Annotated in this window: 17 protein-coding genes; 3 read left to right on the forward strand and 14 right to left on the reverse strand. The window is 42.3% G+C overall.

Going from position 1 to position 17,582, the window contains the following annotated elements; all coding sequences use genetic code 11:
• Nucleotides 1-528: 528 nt before the first annotated feature.
• A complete protein-coding gene (locus J5A56_RS12830; RefSeq protein WP_021672698.1) occupies nt 529-1,278 on the reverse strand; it encodes an LrgB family protein in 750 nt (249 codons plus the stop codon).
• Nucleotides 1,278-1,781, reverse strand: a complete 504-nt coding sequence (locus tag J5A56_RS12835; protein ID WP_021672697.1) for a CidA/LrgA family protein — start codon at nt 1,779-1,781, stop codon at nt 1,278-1,280. Before J5A56_RS12835 ends, J5A56_RS12830 begins: the two co-directional genes overlap by 1 nt.
• A gap of 225 nt (nt 1,782-2,006) precedes the next feature.
• Between J5A56_RS12835 and J5A56_RS12840 the strand changes: the two genes are divergently transcribed.
• Both J5A56_RS12840 and rsmD read left to right on the forward strand, forming a co-directional pair.
• Nucleotides 2,007-2,819, forward strand: coding sequence for a DUF3822 family protein (locus tag J5A56_RS12840; protein ID WP_021672696.1), 813 nt, complete (start codon nt 2,007-2,009; stop codon nt 2,817-2,819).
• A gap of 114 nt (nt 2,820-2,933) precedes the next feature.
• Complete coding sequence (gene rsmD / locus J5A56_RS12845) at nt 2,934-3,464, forward strand: 16S rRNA (guanine(966)-N(2))-methyltransferase RsmD (protein ID WP_021672695.1); 531 nt, start codon at nt 2,934-2,936, stop codon at nt 3,462-3,464.
• Between the two features lie 259 nt (nt 3,465-3,723).
• Here rsmD and J5A56_RS12850 read toward each other — a convergent pair whose 3' ends face one another.
• From J5A56_RS12850 to J5A56_RS12895, 12 genes are all read right to left on the reverse strand, one after another.
• Complete coding sequence (locus J5A56_RS12850; protein ID WP_021672694.1) at nt 3,724-4,176, reverse strand: HU family DNA-binding protein; 453 nt, start codon at nt 4,174-4,176, stop codon at nt 3,724-3,726.
• Nucleotides 4,177-4,588: 412 nt separating this feature from the next.
• Nucleotides 4,589-6,181: a hypothetical protein gene (locus tag J5A56_RS12855; RefSeq protein WP_021672693.1), complete on the reverse strand. Its 1,593-nt coding sequence runs from the start codon at nt 6,179-6,181 to the stop codon at nt 4,589-4,591.
• Between the two features lie 23 nt (nt 6,182-6,204).
• On the reverse strand, nt 6,205-6,408 hold the full coding sequence (locus J5A56_RS12860; RefSeq protein WP_081691305.1) for a hypothetical protein: 204 nt from the start codon (nt 6,406-6,408) through the stop codon (nt 6,205-6,207).
• A 556-nt stretch (nt 6,409-6,964) separates the two neighbouring features.
• Nucleotides 6,965-8,386 carry a cardiolipin synthase gene (cls, locus tag J5A56_RS12865; protein WP_021672682.1) on the reverse strand — a complete coding sequence of 474 codons (1,422 nt, stop codon included), beginning with the start codon at nt 8,384-8,386 and terminating at the stop codon, nt 6,965-6,967.
• Nucleotides 8,387-8,403: 17 nt separating this feature from the next.
• Nucleotides 8,404-8,979 carry a hypothetical protein gene (locus J5A56_RS13700; RefSeq protein ID WP_249112125.1) on the reverse strand — a complete coding sequence of 192 codons (576 nt, stop codon included), beginning with the start codon at nt 8,977-8,979 and terminating at the stop codon, nt 8,404-8,406.
• Nucleotides 8,880-9,656, reverse strand: coding sequence for a hypothetical protein (locus tag J5A56_RS13705; RefSeq protein WP_249112127.1), 777 nt, complete (start codon nt 9,654-9,656; stop codon nt 8,880-8,882). The genes J5A56_RS13700 and J5A56_RS13705 overlap by 100 nt, the downstream gene beginning before the upstream one ends.
• On the reverse strand, nt 9,638-10,072 hold the full coding sequence (locus tag J5A56_RS13710; protein WP_249112129.1) for a hypothetical protein: 435 nt from the start codon (nt 10,070-10,072) through the stop codon (nt 9,638-9,640). Before J5A56_RS13710 ends, J5A56_RS13705 begins: the two co-directional genes overlap by 19 nt.
• Before the next feature lie 5 nt (nt 10,073-10,077).
• Entirely contained in the window at nt 10,078-12,012 is a 1,935-nt protein-coding gene (gene dnaG, locus J5A56_RS12875) for a DNA primase (protein ID WP_021672680.1), read from the reverse strand.
• Between the two features lie 403 nt (nt 12,013-12,415).
• The gene (locus tag J5A56_RS12880; RefSeq protein WP_021672678.1) at nt 12,416-13,621 is read right to left on the reverse strand and encodes a mechanosensitive ion channel family protein; all 1,206 of its coding nucleotides are present in this window, start codon (nt 13,619-13,621) and stop codon (nt 12,416-12,418) included.
• An 88-nt stretch (nt 13,622-13,709) separates the two neighbouring features.
• Nucleotides 13,710-15,038 (reverse strand): D-alanyl-D-alanine carboxypeptidase/D-alanyl-D-alanine endopeptidase, encoded by a 1,329-nt coding sequence (gene dacB, locus J5A56_RS12885; RefSeq protein WP_021672677.1) that lies wholly within the window; start codon nt 15,036-15,038, stop codon nt 13,710-13,712.
• Nucleotides 15,035-15,442, reverse strand: a complete 408-nt coding sequence (locus J5A56_RS12890; protein ID WP_036920238.1) for a hypothetical protein — start codon at nt 15,440-15,442, stop codon at nt 15,035-15,037. The genes dacB and J5A56_RS12890 overlap by 4 nt, the downstream gene beginning before the upstream one ends.
• Before the next feature lie 142 nt (nt 15,443-15,584).
• Nucleotides 15,585-16,484 carry a diaminopimelate dehydrogenase gene (locus J5A56_RS12895; RefSeq protein ID WP_021672675.1) on the reverse strand — a complete coding sequence of 300 codons (900 nt, stop codon included), beginning with the start codon at nt 16,482-16,484 and terminating at the stop codon, nt 15,585-15,587.
• Between the two features lie 454 nt (nt 16,485-16,938).
• Here J5A56_RS12895 and ruvA point away from each other — a divergent pair, with 454 nt between their 5' ends.
• Nucleotides 16,939-17,556, forward strand: a complete 618-nt coding sequence (gene ruvA / locus J5A56_RS12900; RefSeq protein WP_021672674.1) for a Holliday junction branch migration protein RuvA — start codon at nt 16,939-16,941, stop codon at nt 17,554-17,556.
• Nucleotides 17,557-17,582: the final 26 nt, after the last annotated feature.

Consider the following 17,582-nt stretch of genomic DNA (forward strand, 5'->3'; position numbering starts at 1 on the left):
GTGAATGTCGCAGTTAGCTTTTCGCAGATGTAACTTTTGCCTCTTATTATCCCAAGTTAACCAGCAAAAATATTTTTCATAAACTTTCGGGATGCTTTGTGTAGTATCAACTTTATAAATGATTGATAACCAAGTATAGGGTATTGTAATATTGGTTAGTATAGGGATAAGTTGTTTGTAGAATACGGAGAGATATGGTAATGATAGGTATAATATGTGTTTGTCTTTCCTACATACTATGTCCCCTTTGTTAGACCATTGATCCAGGAAAGTCATACCATGTAAGCAATAAGCCTTTATTCAGTTTCCTATCTATGTATTTAACGGAAGAACCAAAGCATTTCCCAGTAAAAACAATTTTGCTGTCACTACTGTCACCCTAATTCATTAGTTAACTTATTATGTAACAGTATGATTACATGAAATGTTAAATGTGACAGCAAAACGAAATTAAAATTATTTGCGGAATAGTGTGTATAAAATCCTTCTTACGTTAGTAGACTTTATCACGCTATAACACAAAGCTCCCTAAATAACCCCCATCAGGCGTAATATGGTTGGCGTAAGCAGAGCTGTAAAAATACCATTGAGCGTAATACCTAAACTCGCAAAAGCACCATACTTACTACTATATGCCATCGCTGTTGATGCACCCACAGCATGAGAAGCAGCACCCATAGAGAGACCTTGTGCGATAGGGCTATTTACATGACCATAGGACAACGTCTTAAAGCCTACTAAAGCACCAATAATACCTGTGATAACCACCACAGCTGCAGTAAGAGAAGGAATTCCGCCAAGACTCTGTGTCACCTCCATAGCAATAGGTGTTGTGACAGATTTACTTGCCATTGAGAGTATAATGATGTCTGGGGCACCACAAAGTTTGGCTACAAAAACAACACTCACGACACCCACTAAACAACCCACAAGCTGTGACATCACAATTGGGAACCACAGGCGTTTAATAGCATCAAGCTGAAGATAAAGTGGTACTCCTAAGGCAACAACCGCCGGTTTAAGCCAAAAGTCTATCAGCTGCGCATCTTGTTTATAAACCGCAAAAGAAACACCTGTTATCTTGAGGTAGATGATAATAAGCACAATTGCTATCAAGATAGGGTTGAGCAGCATCCAGCCTGTACGTTGCTGCAGACGACGAATATAAAAGAAGGCTGCAAAGGTCAATGCCAAAATAACATACTGGTTAGAGAAGATATCTCTGCCATCCTGTATAAGGTCAATGGTTTGACCAATTGTTTCATCCCATGAATTCATTATTCATCCTCCGTTTTAGTTAGTGTATCTTGTCCGTGCAAAGCTTTGTTTATTTCTATTTCCTCCGCTTCTTCCATCGCTTCAAACTCTTCAGCTTCTTCCAAAGCCTTCTTCATCTTCTGTGCATGCGCACGATGATGAAGTAAGTCCATTGCCATCAGTCTACGTTCAAACTTTATGACAAGTTGGTGCATCTGTCCTGTGACAACAAGAACTAAGAGTGTGCTGACAACAGTGGCGGTGACAATAGGAAACCATTGCGCCTTAATAAGGTCAAGATAGAGGATAAGTGCCACCCCTGGTGGTACAAAGAAGAAACCAAGGTTGGCTATCAGAAGTTCTGAAAGCTGCTTTACCCATCCTAACTTCACCCACCCCAACCTTAGGAAAAGCGTGAGAAGGAGCATACCAATGATACTGGACGGCAGTTTAATTCCTGTAGCCCAAACAACAAATTCTCCCAATGCTAAGCATCCAAAGATAACAAAAAACTGTCTTGCCATGTGAAATAGTTATTATTCAACACTACCATTGCTATGGACGGTTAAATAGTTATTGCATGTAATAAGCGAGTGCAAAGTTATAGCTTTTTTAGGTATCAACAGCTGTTTTCCCCTTTTTAATACTTACTAATCACCTATAAGATGATATTTGTCAATAGGAAAACAAGCGTAATCGGATTTTTTTGTGTAAGTTTGCAAACAATAAAAAGTTATACGACTTCCACAATGACAGAGATTGATAACAACATATCCGATAAGAAACTGCGACTTACAATCAGATTTAGCAGGAACAACATGGCTTTTGCGGTGGGCGACCCACAGGAGAATGGTATGCTCGTTTATGAACCTTACGAGATGAATATGGGTATCTCAGTTGCTGCCAATCTGCGTGAAGCCTTCAAGGTTTCTGAATTGCTGCAGAGTGGATACAAACGTTTGTTAGCAGAGATTGATACCCCTGTTATGCTTATGCCTATTGACGACTTTGGTACACAGGATATTGAAACACTCTATCATCACACCTACCATAGACAAGGTAACGAGGAGATTTTATCAAGTATTCTGCCTGATTTGAATGCGATTGCTGTCTTTGCGATTAACAAAGACCTCAAGCTCGTTATCGACGACCATTTCAAGGACATTCGTCTACAACCGCTTATGCAGTCGGTATGGACGCATCTCTATCGTCGTTCTTATGCTGGTCCACGCAGAAAACTTTATGCTTATTTCCACGAGAAGCGTATGGAGGTTTTCAGTTTTCAACAAAACAGATTCCGCTTCAGTAATTCATACGAAGCAACCAATGAGCATGATGCTTTGTATTACCTCCTTTATATATGGAAGCTAACAGGAATGGATGTAGAGAAAGATGAGTTATATATTGTCGGTGATATACATTACCAAGACTGGCTCATTGATAAAGTAAAACAACATTTGAAGTTCTGTAGGGTTATCAATCAGGAGGTTTACTTCAATAATAGCCAGTTGGCTAAACGTACAGATATTCCCTACGACATGAAAACTATCTATCTGGAATAAAAGAAGAAGATTGGAATTAAAATATAGAGTGAATTAAGTTCACACATCTCCCATAGAGACTAATGTCTTAACTCCATATAACTCCTTAACTCCTTCACTCCTAAAAAAGAAACTATGCGAATCATAACAGGAAAATATAAAGGCAGACACTTTGATATTCCACGTACCTTCAAGGCACGTCCTACAACAGACTTTGCTAAAGAGAATATCTTTAACGTTATCAATGCTTACGTGGATTGGGAAGAAGCAACTGCACTCGACCTCTTTGCTGGTACGGGTAGTATATCCTTAGAACTCTTATCACGTGGTTGCCAACAAGTGATAAGCGTAGAGAAAGACCGTGACCATGCTCGCTTTATCAGTCAATGTATGGAAAAGCTTGGCACAGAGGAAAATATACTGATAAAAGGAGATGTGTTCCGTTTCTTAAAGAGTTGTCATCAGAAGTTCGACCTAATCTTTGCCGACCCTCCATACGCATTGCCAGAGTTGGAGACCATTCCTAACCTCATCTTCCAATATGACTTATTAAAAGAAGATGGACTACTTGTCTTTGAACATGGTAAGAACAATGATTTCTCCGCTCACCCGCACTTCATTGAACATAGAAGCTATGGTAGTGTGAACTTCACTTTGTTTAGATAAACACAGGCTAAATGCTTTAATATATTTGAGAAAAGCATAAAGGTGCCAACGAACAAAAAACTTGCCCCTCAACACCAAGAGTGGTGACAGGGGCAAGAAAATGAAAATTAAATTACCAAGTATTGCTATTGATATCACATCAAGGGCATATCTCAAAAACATGAAAAAAATCATTAATTCAAAATCTTTCAAAACCGAGTTTGTTTTCAAATCTTTTCTTTTCAATTAGGCGTATAAATACTTTCGCGTTCAGTGAGGGTTAGACGGTGTCTGGTACTGGTCCATTTCCCTCTTCTTTCTTTTCCTTTTTCTTCTTGTCTTTCCCTGCCTCTTCTGTCTTTCTCACCGTCTCATACGAGTTATCACGCAGAGCCGCTTTTAGTTCCACGCCTGGCGTAAATGTTACACGTGGCTTAATTGTCTCGGTCTTAAACGCCTTTTCCGTCGCAGTTCCTTCGCTTGAAAGTGTCAGGCGCATTGTGCCAAATTCTCCTAACTGCACGCTAAAGCCGTCACGAAGATAATGAGGCAGACAATCCATAAAGTTCGCCAGCACGTTTTCGATGTCACCACGTGTGAGCGAAGAACGCCCCGCAATGTCATGCGCAATATCCCGCAGGGTCTTCTTCCCCACGTTCACAGGACTTGCATAAAACTTTCCAGGACCTGTCTTGGTGCCTGGTTTTCTTCTTTCAATCAATTTGATTTTCATTGTGTTTAAGATTTTATTAGTTATTACTTACTTGTGCTGCACTTTGCAGCAACACGTTTTTCATTAGTTTCTTTTTTACCCAGTTTGATAAGCTCAATCAAAGCGTGTTTGTTCACTATTCAAAAGAAATAAAAACCTCCGCAAAGCTTTGAAAATCCGCACGATGCGGAGGTTTAAAACGCATATTAGGTCAGAGTAAAATTTCTAATGGGTCGGAAGAAAATTTCTAACCTGTTAGAAATTTACGGGGAACGTGTTAGCGAGAAAATTCTAACGGGTTAGAAATTTTCTTGCAACGGGTTGGATATTTCAATGTCTCTCACCCTACTTTATCCAGTTAGGCTCCCTCCCCTTTACTTCCCTTCGGTCAGTGACCGTTGGTTCGGGGAGGGTCGGGGTGGGGCTTTTAGGACTACTTGAACCCGTCGACCCTGAACCCGTCGGTGCGGTTGTTGATGTGAACGTAGACGTGGTTACTGTCGAAGTTCAGGCTGAACGCGTTGCCGCTGCTCGATGGCTGAGCACTTGACGACCAATAGTCGCCGGTGTTGCCAACGTTGTACAGCTGACCAGAGCGGTAGCAACCCAAGGCGGGCAGGTAAAAGTATTTGTCTGCGTCAGCGGCGGAAGGAAGAGTCTGAGATACAGACCAACTTTGCTCTTTGTCTGTTGTTCGCCAATCTGTGCCGTCGACAGATTTCTCGGTGTCGTAATGATGCTCTACCTGTAATACAGACTTCTTCTTAAACCACATACCACCTTTATATAAATGACCCATAGTTGTCCATAACTCATCTGCATCCCAACGAGGATCGCCCTCTTTTGCGTACCATGTCATCTGGTTCACGTTGGGAAGGTCTTTACATGATGTGCGAGTAGCGTTGAAAGGTGAACCGCTGCCCTCGTGGTAGTAACGTGAGTCATCCTTGTTCTTGGGGTAGTTTGAAGAACTCCTATTGTTTTGTGTTGGTTGGTCTGTGTTTCCTGCCAAATTCTTTGTCCATTCGTAACCATACCAATATTGCTGCTGAGCATCCCACATATAGTAATTATTGCCATCGTAATCATGTGGATCAAGGTTAGCCGTTATATCATGAATCGAGCCAGCAGTGCAATTAAGCGTAACTATCTTTGATACCGTTCCATCTATTGCTCCACTTGGATTATCAGTTGTATTACGAAGCCAGTAACGAATGCGGAAAGTATGTGTACCAGGAGCAATGACTGCATAGGTAGCATTCTTGCTCATATCATCAGCAGAGTTGTCTATTACAAAACCTGAACCTGTGGTTACAGTAATCGTCTTTGAACCACCAGAAGCAAGGGTAAGTGTACCGTTAGCCGCTATGTTGTAAGTTCCTGCAATATTGTCGTCACTCATAATTTCAATCTTAATCAGCTTACTACGATTTACGTATGCATTGCTTGAACGTGGAATAAAACAGAGATAGGCAGCCTTGTGATTAAGGGTGAATTTGTAAACATTGCCTATTTTGTTAGCTGTAGCTATTCCACAATCTCCCGATTCGCCTGCATGGTCAAAGTTGTTTGGAGCAGATTGTGTTTGTTCTGACTTAATCTCAACTTGTGGTTGTATTCCAGAAACAGTCTTGTTTGTATAAAGAATATCGTGTGTAGCACCTGTATAAGTACCAGAAAGAGCAAACATTCCTTTTGCTTTTTCAGCAGTAGAGAGGAATGTCACAGTTCCACTCTGCTGCCACATACCTCCATCATCTTTTACCCATATCTTGTCCGTACTACTCCAATTAACGGAAGCACCAGAACCCTTTGTATGATTAAGAATCGCTGTGCGGGTTGTGACTTCTGTTTGAGAAGTGCCAGTAAAGACAGTTGCCTCAGTAGGGATGTTACTATTCTTCTGCTTTTCTCCCTGTGCAACGTCATCATTCGCACAGCTGGCAGCAAACAATAAAGCTGCGAAGCCGTAACATATACCTCGCATTACTGAACCGATAGTCGTTCTCTTCATAAACTTATTCATTTCGTTTTCCTTTCTGATAATTCTTAATAGTTTTCTGTACTATCCCAAGAAGTCTCTTCTTGGTCTTCTTCTTCATCGTTAAAAAAGTTGTGCTTTGCATCGCCCACAGTTGTGCCAGGGTTAATCTTTCCTGCATTACCACTGGCATGAACCAATAGGGCTTCTGTCTCTGTGCAAATGATGTTGCACTGGGGCTTTTGATAAATCTTTCTTTCAATTACTATCATTTCGTTTAATTTTTAGGGGATACGCAGTTAGCGCATCCTGTTTGTATATTGATTAAAATAGCTGTTATTTCGTTCTTATTTGTCTTATATCGAGTTCACAAAAGGGCACAAAAAAGCGAACAAAGGAAACTCCGTGAAGTCCTTTGTTTACAAGCGTTAAGGCACGCTTCGCACGCGTAGGATGAAAGAAAATATAGAAGACTAAACGCCAGTTGTGTGTTAGCAAAATATCTGAAACCACCAAATAGAAAGCACTAAAAAGGCAAAGAAATCAAAGTTTCTTTGCTGCGCTATAGTCGTTTGATATGTCATTGCTAATTCGTTCACGCTCGCAAAGGTATAACATCTTTTTAGAATTAACAAGGAAAACCTAAAGAAATATACAAATTAAATAAAAAAAGAAAGGAGAACAAGAGACAGGGTATGAGAAAGACAGAGTAACAAAAGGACAAAAGACAGGGTATAAGAAAGACAAAGTAACAGGAAAACAAGAGAGGGGAATAAAGACACTGTTTCTAAAAAAGGAGAATTATAAGGCATAAACTCTTTCCCTCTTTTACAACAGTGGACTCAAGAGTCTTATTATTGACTCCCACAATCGCTGTAGGAAGGAACGGTGTGTAAGGTTTCGTACATTTTCTAAGGAGACACACGCTTCTTGGTCTTTTAAGAAAATATCCTTTACTTCTAATGCTATTTTCTTGTCATAGAAGAAAGCATTTGCTTCAAAGTCATTCTCAAAGCTACGGAAGTCAACATTAGTAGAACCAATCGTTGCTATACTATCATCGGCAACAAGAAGTTTTGAATGATTAAAACCAGCCTTATATAAATAAACTTTTACTCCCGCTTTTACCGTTGCTAAGACATAAGTGCGTGAAGCCCATTCCACAATCTTTGTGTCTGTCTCGTAAGGTATCATCAGTCTTACATCAACTCCCGACAAAGCAGCTGTACGCATAGCAAAGAGAATTGGGTCAGTAGGAAGGAAGTAAGGCGTTTCCATATAGACATATCGCTTTGCACTGGTAAGTACTCTTACGTATCCTTGCTCAATCTCTGGCCATAAACTTGTTGGACTACTGGTGACAATCTGAATAAGACTATCATTCTCCGCAACCTTGCTGGCAGGATAATAAACGTGGTCGGTTATCAACTCACGACTCACAAAGAACCAATCTACAAGAAAGGCACGTTGCAATCCATATACCGCTGCACCAGTTATCTTAACATGTGTATCACGCCAAGCAAGTTTCTTTATTCCCTTTATATAACGCTTGGCAACATTCATACCACCAATAAAACCTACCTCACCATCAATAACACATATCTTTCTATGATTACGATAGTTCACCTTACTGGTAAAGACTGGGAAGCGTACAGGCATAAAGGGATATACCTCTATTCCCTCAGCACGCATACGTTCAAAGAAACGATTCTTTGTTTTCCAAGAACCTACATCATCATAGATAACACGGACCTCAACTCCCTGTCGTGCCTTGTCTATCAACGTATCAGCTACAATTTGTCCCAAGGGGTCGCTGGCTATGATGAAAGTATCTAAATGGATGTGGTGTTCAGCCTTACCAATCTCCATCAGTAGAGATGGGAAGAACTCATATCCTGAAGTATAAATCTCTGTTTCGTTGTTCTTAAAAGGTAAGGCCCAGTTCTGATTCATAAAGAGTTTGATGAGTTCGCGATACTCAATAGGCAGATGGAGTCGCTTCTGTTCAACAAACTCCAACATGGAATGCTTTGTCAGCTGATCCATACTATACTGCCATATCTTACGCTCTTTCCGTGTGGTCTGACCAAAGAAGAAATAAAGAATAATGCCTAACATTGGGATAAACGTTAGCACCAACATCCACGCCATTGTCTTGGCTGGCTGTCGGTTATCCATCAATACGCGCACCATTACAATAATGATGACAACAACGTAGATTGCTAAGAATGCCCAATGAACATAAATCATCTATATTCTTCTTTTCATTAACTCTTTGAAATGTCTGCTCTGCTGATTCTTTCTTTTTCTCGCAACTGCTGTATATATGCCAATTCATCTAAGGCAAAGTCACCACTTTCTGGGTCATCAATCATCTGACGAAGTATTTCTTCCGCCTCATCAAGCCTCCGCAACTCTATCAAAACATAAGCTTTTCGTCGATAAAGGAAGTGCAAAAAAGGACGTAACGACTGCTCAACCTCACCTTCCTCATCATCAGAAATAGAAGTGTGCAAATCCTCCAGAATACCGTCAATGGTCATCAGCGAACGATAGTCACCCAAATAAATCATACAGTTCACATACTCCTCAGCATAGAGCGCACGATTAAGCCCGATTACAAACGTGAGGTAATAATAAGCTCGGTCATACTGGCGCAACTCGTTATAGCAGAAACCCAACATATAACATACCTCAAAGAAGAGGCTTCGTTCAGTCTTACTCTGTTTCTGTAAATATGAATTCAACAGCTGGTAAGCATTCTCCAAATAAGCAACAGCCTCATAGTAACGCTTCTGACGATAGAGTGTTCGACTACGATAAACAAAACGAGCTGCATCCATATTTCTACATTGGCTATCATCCGCTGCTCTTCCGTAAGCTGATTCTCCTCACCATTAGTCAGTTTACTCTTAGCTTCCTTCCACATATAGACGAACTCATCCTGCAACTGCTTTGTTGAACGAAGGTCGTATGCCAACAAGACTGAATGCGATTGCACCTGCACTTCCCTCGTATGAAGCGGTCTACCAGTACCAGACGGCAATGGCAACAATGTCGAAACAACCTGATAATAAAGCACATCATCACAACCATCAGCCTGCTGAATACTAAAAGTCATACGGCGACGTGTCGTAGGATGAGCTGGGAGGAAGAACACAAGATCAAGCATTGCCTTCTGTCGAACGAATGAACCATTTGCAATCAATGTATCAGAGAGATTGTAGGTAGCAATAGACTCACGGTCATTGATGACCATAACGGCATCTGTGATAACTGTCAACTCTGAGAAGACAACATCCACATAACCGAAGACCTTATCCATCCACTGCCTTAAGGTAGCAGCTTCTTTATCATTCTGTCGCCACTCAGCCCCCTTCTTCTGATGTCTTAGTTCCTGTTCACGAAGTAGGAAGATGTCACGTTCAACTTCTTTTGAAGCCCATTCCAAGTCAGTTGTAGACGAATTCTTAGCATCATTCTTTATGTCTGTCAGATTCCTTATAAAGAATTCTGCCATGCAAACATATCAACCATTGCCGAAGAAAGAATATCTTGGGCACGGTCTTCATCTAATAGAAGAGCCGTCAAGATATGCAAGTCTATGACATTTGTTTCCTCATTGATAGTATAGCTGAAGCGAGGTCCATCAGAGTTAAGGTTGAAATGGTTGCACACATGGCGCACAATATTTATATCTTTCATCTCAGCCTCAGCAAAGAAGAGAAACGACAACTCTACCTGTGGATGCTTACTGAAGATACGAATACCAAAATGTCCACTCTGAAATCCAAAGCGAACGATTGCAGCATCTTTCTCTTCTCGCCACTCTCCTATACAGTTGAGTTCCTTCAATGCCTTTGAAACTATCCTTTTATTCTCACCCATATCAAGGCTTGAGAGCCTAAGTGGAGGATTGAATAACTTTCTTATCAAATTCATCATACCAGAATATTAGTACCAGTTTTCTTTGCCAATTCATTACGAAGATTCTGTATCTTCATAATTTCTCCCATTATCTGTTGCATCTCTCCTGAATCTTTTGTTTGAAGAAGTTGCACATTTAATTCCTTCAAACGAGACGATACGTAGTCCAAACGAAAGTCAGCGACAAGGTGTAGAACACGATCACGCAAAGTCTGTTCCGTTTCTTTCACCTGCAGGCTTTCTGCAAGTTGGAAACGATCTACACTCAATCTCACTGCTACGGACGCAATGTTGATATCCACATGCTGTGTGAAATACTCCTCTGCCTTAAAGCCTTCTTCACCACAATGCTCTACAGCTTCCTGCAGTATCTTCTTATATAACTCATTAGAAAAGCCGAGATTATCACTTCCAAGGTCGTAAGCAATGTATTGTGCTACGGTAAGATTATATACCTGTCCGCTATTCTCGTCTTTCACATCACGGAAGATAATCTTCTCGCCATCTTTGACAACAGCTTGAATAAGCATCTGTTCTACCTTAGATACAGTTTGAGTAGATGCCATTGCTTGTGCCTCCTCCCGTTGTTCCTCAATGACAGCAGCCCGATGTTGCTGTTGTTCACGTGTCTGCTGCTCCCGATTGGAATAGATATTACGATTCATCTGTTCCATCAGCGTACGTTCCGATATGCCTGTACGGTTGGCACACTCTCGGATATAGGTATCACGGAGTATCGGGTCTTTGATAACAGAAATACTTTGCACTATTGAAGCAACTGCCTCTGAACGCTTGATAGGGTCAGTGACACCGTTCAAGAGTACATTAATCTTAAAGACAATGAAGTCTGTCTGATTGTCTTCAATATACTTTCTGAAATCTTCTGCATTGTAACTACGCGCGAACTCATCTGGATCTTTACCATCAGGAAGCAACAGTACCTTCACATTCATACCTTCTGCCAACAGCATATCCGTTCCTCGAAGAGCCGCATGCTGACCAGCCGCATCACCATCATAGAGCAAAACGATATTGGAAGTGAAACGATGCAGCAGTCTAATCTGATGTACTGAAAGTGCCGTACCACTATTGGCCACGACATTCTCAATACCACACTGATGCATAGAGACAACGTCTGTGTATCCCTCCACCATATAAACAAGGTCGTGCTTGGCAATTGCTTTCTTTGCTTGGAAGATACCATAGAGTTCTCGTTCCTTATGATAGATAACACTATCGGAGGAGTTGACATACTTCTGACTTACGCCCTTCGTCCGCTCATCCAACAATCGGCCACCAAAGGCTGTCACCTTACCGCTCACGCCAATCCACGGAAACATCACACGCCCATTGAAGCGATCAATGAGTTCTCCGTTTTCACGTTCAAAGCAAAGACCTGTCTTGACAAGAAACTCTCTCTGAAAACCAGCCTTTAATGCTGCATCAGCAAAGGCATGACGGTTCGACAAACAAAAACCTAAGTGGAACTTACGAATGATATCGTCTCGAAAGCCACGACTGCGGAAGTACTGCATACCGATAGCCATACCATCAACATCGTTGTGCAAGATGTCACTAAAGTACTTTGCAGCCCACTCATTAACCAAGAACATTGATTCTCGTTCATTCTCCTGCTGCTTCTCTTCATTCGTCAGCTCGCGTTCATGCACCTCAATATGATACTTATTCGCAAGCCACTTCAAGGCTTCAGGATAAGTCATCTGTTCATGCTCCATGATAAACTTCACCACATTTCCCGCTGCGCCACATGAAAAGCATTTGTAAACACCTTTCACCGGACTGACGGAGAACGATGGTGTACGATCATCATGGAAAGGGCACAAGCCTTTGTAGCTTGTTCCCGCCTTGCGTAAAGAAACGAAATCGCTAATTACCTCAACGATATTCGACGCATTCATAATCCTGTCTACGGTCGGTCTGTCAATCATTATGCTACAAAGATAACATAAACCGATGATATGACAAAGCAAGAACAAGAAAAAGATAGGTACATCCTGCAAGAAAACCTTGCTACAAATAGTTACTACTTATAGCAAAGTTATTCCAAGACCCACACACATCAAATGTGTCTTCAACCTGTAAAAATGTTTCTCGTCCTTATATCTACATGCAAACAAAAGGAAAGAACTCCCATTCGTGAACTATTTTTCTTTTGAAAAGAATGGCTTAGTAAGCAATATTAGACTATAAAGAGAGTGATTACTACCCGATACGTCTCTATTCTAACTCTTAATAGCATCGACAACAGTTCCTTCTTATAATGTGCTAAGCCTCCACACCATATGTGTTGACCATCCGCACCATTGGTGTTAAGGCTCTGCACACTGCCAGTTACTGCATAGGCATCTGTTCATAGACCTTCAATCCGAACTCATTGGCGTAGGCATAGACATGCTCGAGGATATCTGCCATGGCATGCTCGTAAGGAATCCAGTCTTTCTGACGAAGGAAGAAGTAAAGTTCCATAGGTACACCCGCCTGTGTCGCCTCAAGCTGGCGAACAAGTAACGACATCTTCTCATTGACATCCTCACGCTTTGCAAGATAGTTCTCCAGATAACGACGGAAGAGGGCGGAAGTAATTACTTCTCCCTTTAGGTCGTCAGCCGTTGCCAGACCTTTATTAATAAGCTGCTGCTTGAGCGTATCGTCAGCCACACGGATACTGCGCACATCAAGATAAATCATCCTCTTAACCCGCTGTCCGTCAACATCCTGTACGCCTTTCCAGTTTTGAAGCATTCCACTGACCAATGTTAGGGGTGGCACGGTGGTGATAGTATTGTCAGACTGGCGCACTTTTACCGTTGTCAGCGTGATATCGATTACCGTTCCATCAACAAAACCACCTGGCAGCGTGATATGATCGCCAATGTGAATCATGTCATTACTATTCAGACGAATTCCTGCAACAAGTCCGTCAATAGTGTCCTTAAAAACCAACATCAAGATAGCTGATGTAGCACCTAATCCTGCCAACAACGTCATCGGACTACGATTAATAAGGATTCCAACCACCACAATCACAGCAATAAAGATAGCAAGAATCTTCAACACACCACAGAAAGACTTAAGATAAAGGCTCGTCGAATCACCGGGTTTCGTGTTAAGATAGCGAAGACGGTCGATGAGTTTCGTCACAAGACGCGTCGTTGCTACGGTGAGATAGACGGCAGTTACTCGTATCAAAGCCACCTGAGCCATAGGGTACTGATAGAAGACAAGCGGCATCAACTGCCATATCACCAAGGCAGGGACAATGTGGCAGGCTGTGCGCAGCACTTGATGGTCAAGGACAACATCGTCCCATCGAGCTTGCGTGCGCTTTACCAGACGAAGTACAAGGGGGACGAATAAGTATTTACAGATTCGTTCGGCAATGAAAGCCAACAAGATTGCTACTAAAGTCAATAAGACATGACGCAATACAGGAACGGTATGACCATGTACACCGATTGACTCAATGATGTTCTCGACAAAGATTCTTATCTCTTCAAGGACATCTTTAAGGAGATGATGGGGAAGGTTTGGTATCATAATTCTTTAAAAAGAGGGATTGGGCTAATAAGGCTAATTGGGCTAATAAGGCTAATAGGGCTAATTGGACTAATTAGCCTAATAAGCCCTATTGACACAACGCCACACAAATCTTGTTTTGGAGATTACGCATAGGTCCATTGCTGAGTCCACCATTATTAATAATAGAGAAACAGAGCAGATGACCGTTGGAAGCAGTGAGATAACCCGCCAACGAACTAACACCCTTTACCGTACCCGTCTTTGCACGTACGTTGCCTGCTGCAGCCGTACCACGCATTCTTTTCTTCAATGTTCCGTCTACGCTCGCTATCGGCAGTGCCTCAAGATAGGCATCATAGATATCAGAACGCTGATAAGCATAACGCAACAGCTTTACTTCAAGTTCGGTACTCACATAATTGTATAAAGACAAGCCAGAACCATCAGCAACATTATAATCACGTGGATTCAGTCCGAGACGGCCGAAGAGTGCATTCTCATATTGTCGTGCCATCTTCGCACTTGCCCATCGTGTGCCACCATTAGCAGCCAATTGATAGAACATAGACTCAGCATAGAGGTTGTCACTCTGCTTCATCATACGATGGAGCACCTGACGGATAGAATGTGTGCACGTCGTTAACAACTGTGCATCAGTTGGTAGCTGACGTTCGCCAGTAGAACCATTCAGCGTCACACCCATCTCCTCCAACTGACGAGAGAAACGATAGATAAAGTCATCTTTCCTATCAATCAACAGAGGAGAGAGGTTCGGGTTCTTATCATCCCAACACCAACCCTCGCCCAAACGGTTACGATCCTTAAAAGAGAGGTCGGCATAGATATTCCCTTCTATTCCTTTGATACCTTGATCACGTACTGCACGTGCCAACACTATCATATCTGAAGAAGAGAACATCGGGTCCATTCCGCCCACGCAATAGAGGTCGCCACGTAAGACTTGTGTAGAGTCGTCAATCTCACCCATATAGTAGATGCGCGTCTTAAAGTCATAATCAGCCCCGAGCTTATCCAATGTTGCGATAGCCGTAAAACACTTCATCGTAGAAGCAGGGCGCAGATGAAGCCGTTCGCGAAACTGATAGACAGGGACATCATCCGTCAAATCCCATACCATCAGACTTGTTTGTACGGTCTCTAAAAGCGGACTTCGGAGTATTCCATCTAATCGAGCAGTGATATTCTCCTTCCAACTAAGGCGACTATCAGTAGCGAAAGCAGGAATAATGCTATCGGTATCTTCCTCTTCTTCGTTGTCATCATTGGCAACAGAGGCTACCTTTGTCTGAACAACTGTAACCGCTTTCGGATGTAAGATGTTAGCAACCTCCGTACTATCTAAATATACCTGTGCCTGTGTAGGAAGACTCAATATGACACCGAAGACCAGTGCCGATAAGTATTTTAATCTCATACTTCGTTATCTTTCTTTTCTATTCGCTTTTTCAATGCTGACAGGAAACTATCGACATTATCAGGTTGTACGCTGACAACACTACCATTCATCATTTCTATCAATGCATAATATCCCAACCGAAAAGCAAACGAACGCTTCTCAACAGTCTTCACATCACTGATAAGGACACGCTTTGTCTGTCCTACACGCCCTGTCTTCACCTCCAAAACACCATCATCAGTCAACACGTATTTAGTATGAATGGCACGATCAATAGCTCTGACAGTCACAATAATAAGTAAAAAACCGAGTATCACCATCAGCGTGTTCGTGCGATTCCACAGACAAAAGAAAGCACCAAGGGCAAAAACCACGATGGCACCCATGTCATTTACTGTTACTTTATGTTGGAAAGTTCTCATATTAGTTGCAAAAGTACAAAAAAAAGCCATTGCACATCTATATATTACACGAAAAGATAATGGCAACCAGCGAGTGGTTGCCATTATTAGGGGGGAGGTTATTGGGCTAATTAGGCTAATAGGGTTAATTAGGCTAATAGCCTTACACCAACTTCGCAATAATATCCTCGCGGCTACCTGGAAGCATATCAATGACTGGGATCTCAGGCATTGTATAGCAACCTGGAGCAAGGCGCATACTTGCACGTGCCACGTTAACAAGTACCTGTGCTGTGAGCGCAGGGTTATTGATAGACATATCGAAAGAGAAGTGCTGGTTGTGGGTCTTACCACTCACACCCTTACGTGTCATGTGAACGCCATGACCAACATCGTTCAAAGCAGCTACGCTTGGTACAGCAAACACGTGCAACTCGTCGTGTGCAAAGTAGTCATCAGCCTTGAGTTCCTTCTTTACATCCTCAAGGTCAGCACCCTCTTCCAACTCAACGTAGACCATACGACGGTGGATCCCCTCACCGAGAGGAATAGTCATTGACAATGCTTCCTTAACGCCCTTCTTGCTGCGAGCCACAACAGAGTGACCCATTGAACGACCCGGACCAAAGTTGGTATAAGAAAGACCCTCTGGTGCGAGGCTCTCCATCAAGATACGAACGATTGAGTCAGAACCCGGATCCCAACCAGCAGCAATAACACTAACGGTGTTAGTACGCTTATTATTCTCCATTTGCTTGGTGCGATAGTCAAGGATTGAACCGTGAATATCGAAAGAGTCTACTGTATTGATACCCATAGCTGTAATCTTCTCTGCAAACTCTGGGCAGCTACGCGTTGGTGCAGCAAGAATAGCTACATCAACATCCTTCAACTTTGTTATATCATCAACAACCTCGTATGGGGTCAGTTCCAATGGTTTATCCTTGTCACCCTGACGGCGAACAATACCTACAATCTCAAAATCCGGTGCTGCTTCAAGTGCCTGAACACTATAAGCGCCAATGTTACCATAGCCCACAACGGCTGCTCTAATCTTTTTCATATAACTTTAACTTTATATCGTTTAATACTCGTTATCTATTGCAAAAGTAACGTTTTCATTGCAGAAAGTATCGCTTTAGGGAGCATTTTTAACATAATTATGTAGTAGCCACAACCACAGCTGGTCCCTCCCCCTTACCCCTCCCCCAAAGGGAGGGGCGTAATCAGCGAGATACCCCTTTTGGTTAGTACACGAGTTTACAGATAGACAAGTTTATGTGTAAACAAGTTATTCTATTTGGGAGTTGACTCTTTTCTTGCAAGCAATCTACAAGCATATAGTACATTTCACTCCCCTCCCTTTGGGGGAGGGGTAAGGGGGAGGGGCCAGTTGTTGGGTCGTTTGGTTGTTTTGCTGCTTTTTATACATTATACGCAATAAACTTTTATTCGTTACGTTATTAATTCTGTATATACAAAACGCCTTGCCGCAACAAGGATTATTTTATTAGATTATGATTGAATACATCAGGGGCGAACTGGCTGACCTGACACCTGCTTTGGCTGTTGTCGAGGCACATGGCGTAGGCTATGCACTGAATATTTCGCTTAATACTTATAGTGCCATACAGGGTAAGAAAGACATAAAACTCTATGTGCACGAGGCTATTATGACAGGTGGACGCGATGATAACTATACGCTCTATGGCTTTGCCAATAAGCAGGAACGTTCGCTCTATCGATTATTGATTACCGTTTCGGGGGTCGGTGCGAATACCGCTCGTATGATTCTCTCATCGCTGACACCTGCAGAGCTATGCAATGTCATTGCCAATGGTGACGAGAAGATGCTGAAGACGGTGAAAGGAATCGGACTCCGTACAGCACAGCGCATTATCGTTGACCTGAAGGACAAGATTATGCAGAGTGGTATTGCAGACGAATTGCATGTTAGCAGTCAGCCTAATACACCAGCTGTCAACACTGCTATCAAAGATGAAGCAGTCAGTGCATTGACCATGCTTGGCTTCTCTCCTGCCCCATCAGCTAAGGTTGTTGTAAGTATTCTCACAGAACAGCCAGACCTGCCAGTAGAGCAGGTTGTGAAGATGGCGTTGAAGATGATTAAGTAAAAAGCCTCACCCCCATCCCCTCTCCG

The organism is Prevotella melaninogenica (assembly GCF_018128065.1).
GTDB lineage: Bacteria > Bacteroidota > Bacteroidia > Bacteroidales > Bacteroidaceae > Prevotella.

Excerpts from the sequence above, each read along its gene's own strand:
- J5A56_RS12830 (WP_021672698.1), bottom strand. The coding sequence starts at position 1,278 with ATGAATTCATGGGATGAAACAATTGGTCAAACCATTGACCTTATACAG.
- J5A56_RS12835 (WP_021672697.1), bottom strand. The coding sequence starts at position 1,781 with ATGGCAAGACAGTTTTTTGTTATCTTTGGATGCTTAGCATTGGGAGAA.
- J5A56_RS12840 (WP_021672696.1), top strand. The coding sequence starts at position 2,007 with ATGACAGAGATTGATAACAACATATCCGATAAGAAACTGCGACTTACA.
- rsmD (WP_021672695.1), top strand. The coding sequence starts at position 2,934 with ATGCGAATCATAACAGGAAAATATAAAGGCAGACACTTTGATATTCCA.
- J5A56_RS12850 (WP_021672694.1), bottom strand. The coding sequence starts at position 4,176 with ATGAAAATCAAATTGATTGAAAGAAGAAAACCAGGCACCAAGACAGGT.
- J5A56_RS12855 (WP_021672693.1), bottom strand. The coding sequence starts at position 6,181 with ATGAATAAGTTTATGAAGAGAACGACTATCGGTTCAGTAATGCGAGGT.
- J5A56_RS12860 (WP_081691305.1), bottom strand. The coding sequence starts at position 6,408 with ATGATAGTAATTGAAAGAAAGATTTATCAAAAGCCCCAGTGCAACATC.
- cls (WP_021672682.1), bottom strand. The coding sequence starts at position 8,386 with ATGATTTATGTTCATTGGGCATTCTTAGCAATCTACGTTGTTGTCATC.
- J5A56_RS13700 (WP_249112125.1), bottom strand. The coding sequence starts at position 8,979 with ATGGATGCAGCTCGTTTTGTTTATCGTAGTCGAACACTCTATCGTCAG.
- J5A56_RS13705 (WP_249112127.1), bottom strand. The coding sequence starts at position 9,656 with ATGGCAGAATTCTTTATAAGGAATCTGACAGACATAAAGAATGATGCT.
- dnaG (WP_021672680.1), bottom strand. The coding sequence starts at position 12,012 with ATGATTGACAGACCGACCGTAGACAGGATTATGAATGCGTCGAATATC.
- J5A56_RS12880 (WP_021672678.1), bottom strand. The coding sequence starts at position 13,621 with ATGATACCAAACCTTCCCCATCATCTCCTTAAAGATGTCCTTGAAGAG.
- dacB (WP_021672677.1), bottom strand. The coding sequence starts at position 15,038 with ATGAGATTAAAATACTTATCGGCACTGGTCTTCGGTGTCATATTGAGT.
- J5A56_RS12890 (WP_036920238.1), bottom strand. The coding sequence starts at position 15,442 with ATGAGAACTTTCCAACATAAAGTAACAGTAAATGACATGGGTGCCATC.
- J5A56_RS12895 (WP_021672675.1), bottom strand. The coding sequence starts at position 16,484 with ATGAAAAAGATTAGAGCAGCCGTTGTGGGCTATGGTAACATTGGCGCT.
- ruvA (WP_021672674.1), top strand. The coding sequence starts at position 16,939 with ATGATTGAATACATCAGGGGCGAACTGGCTGACCTGACACCTGCTTTG.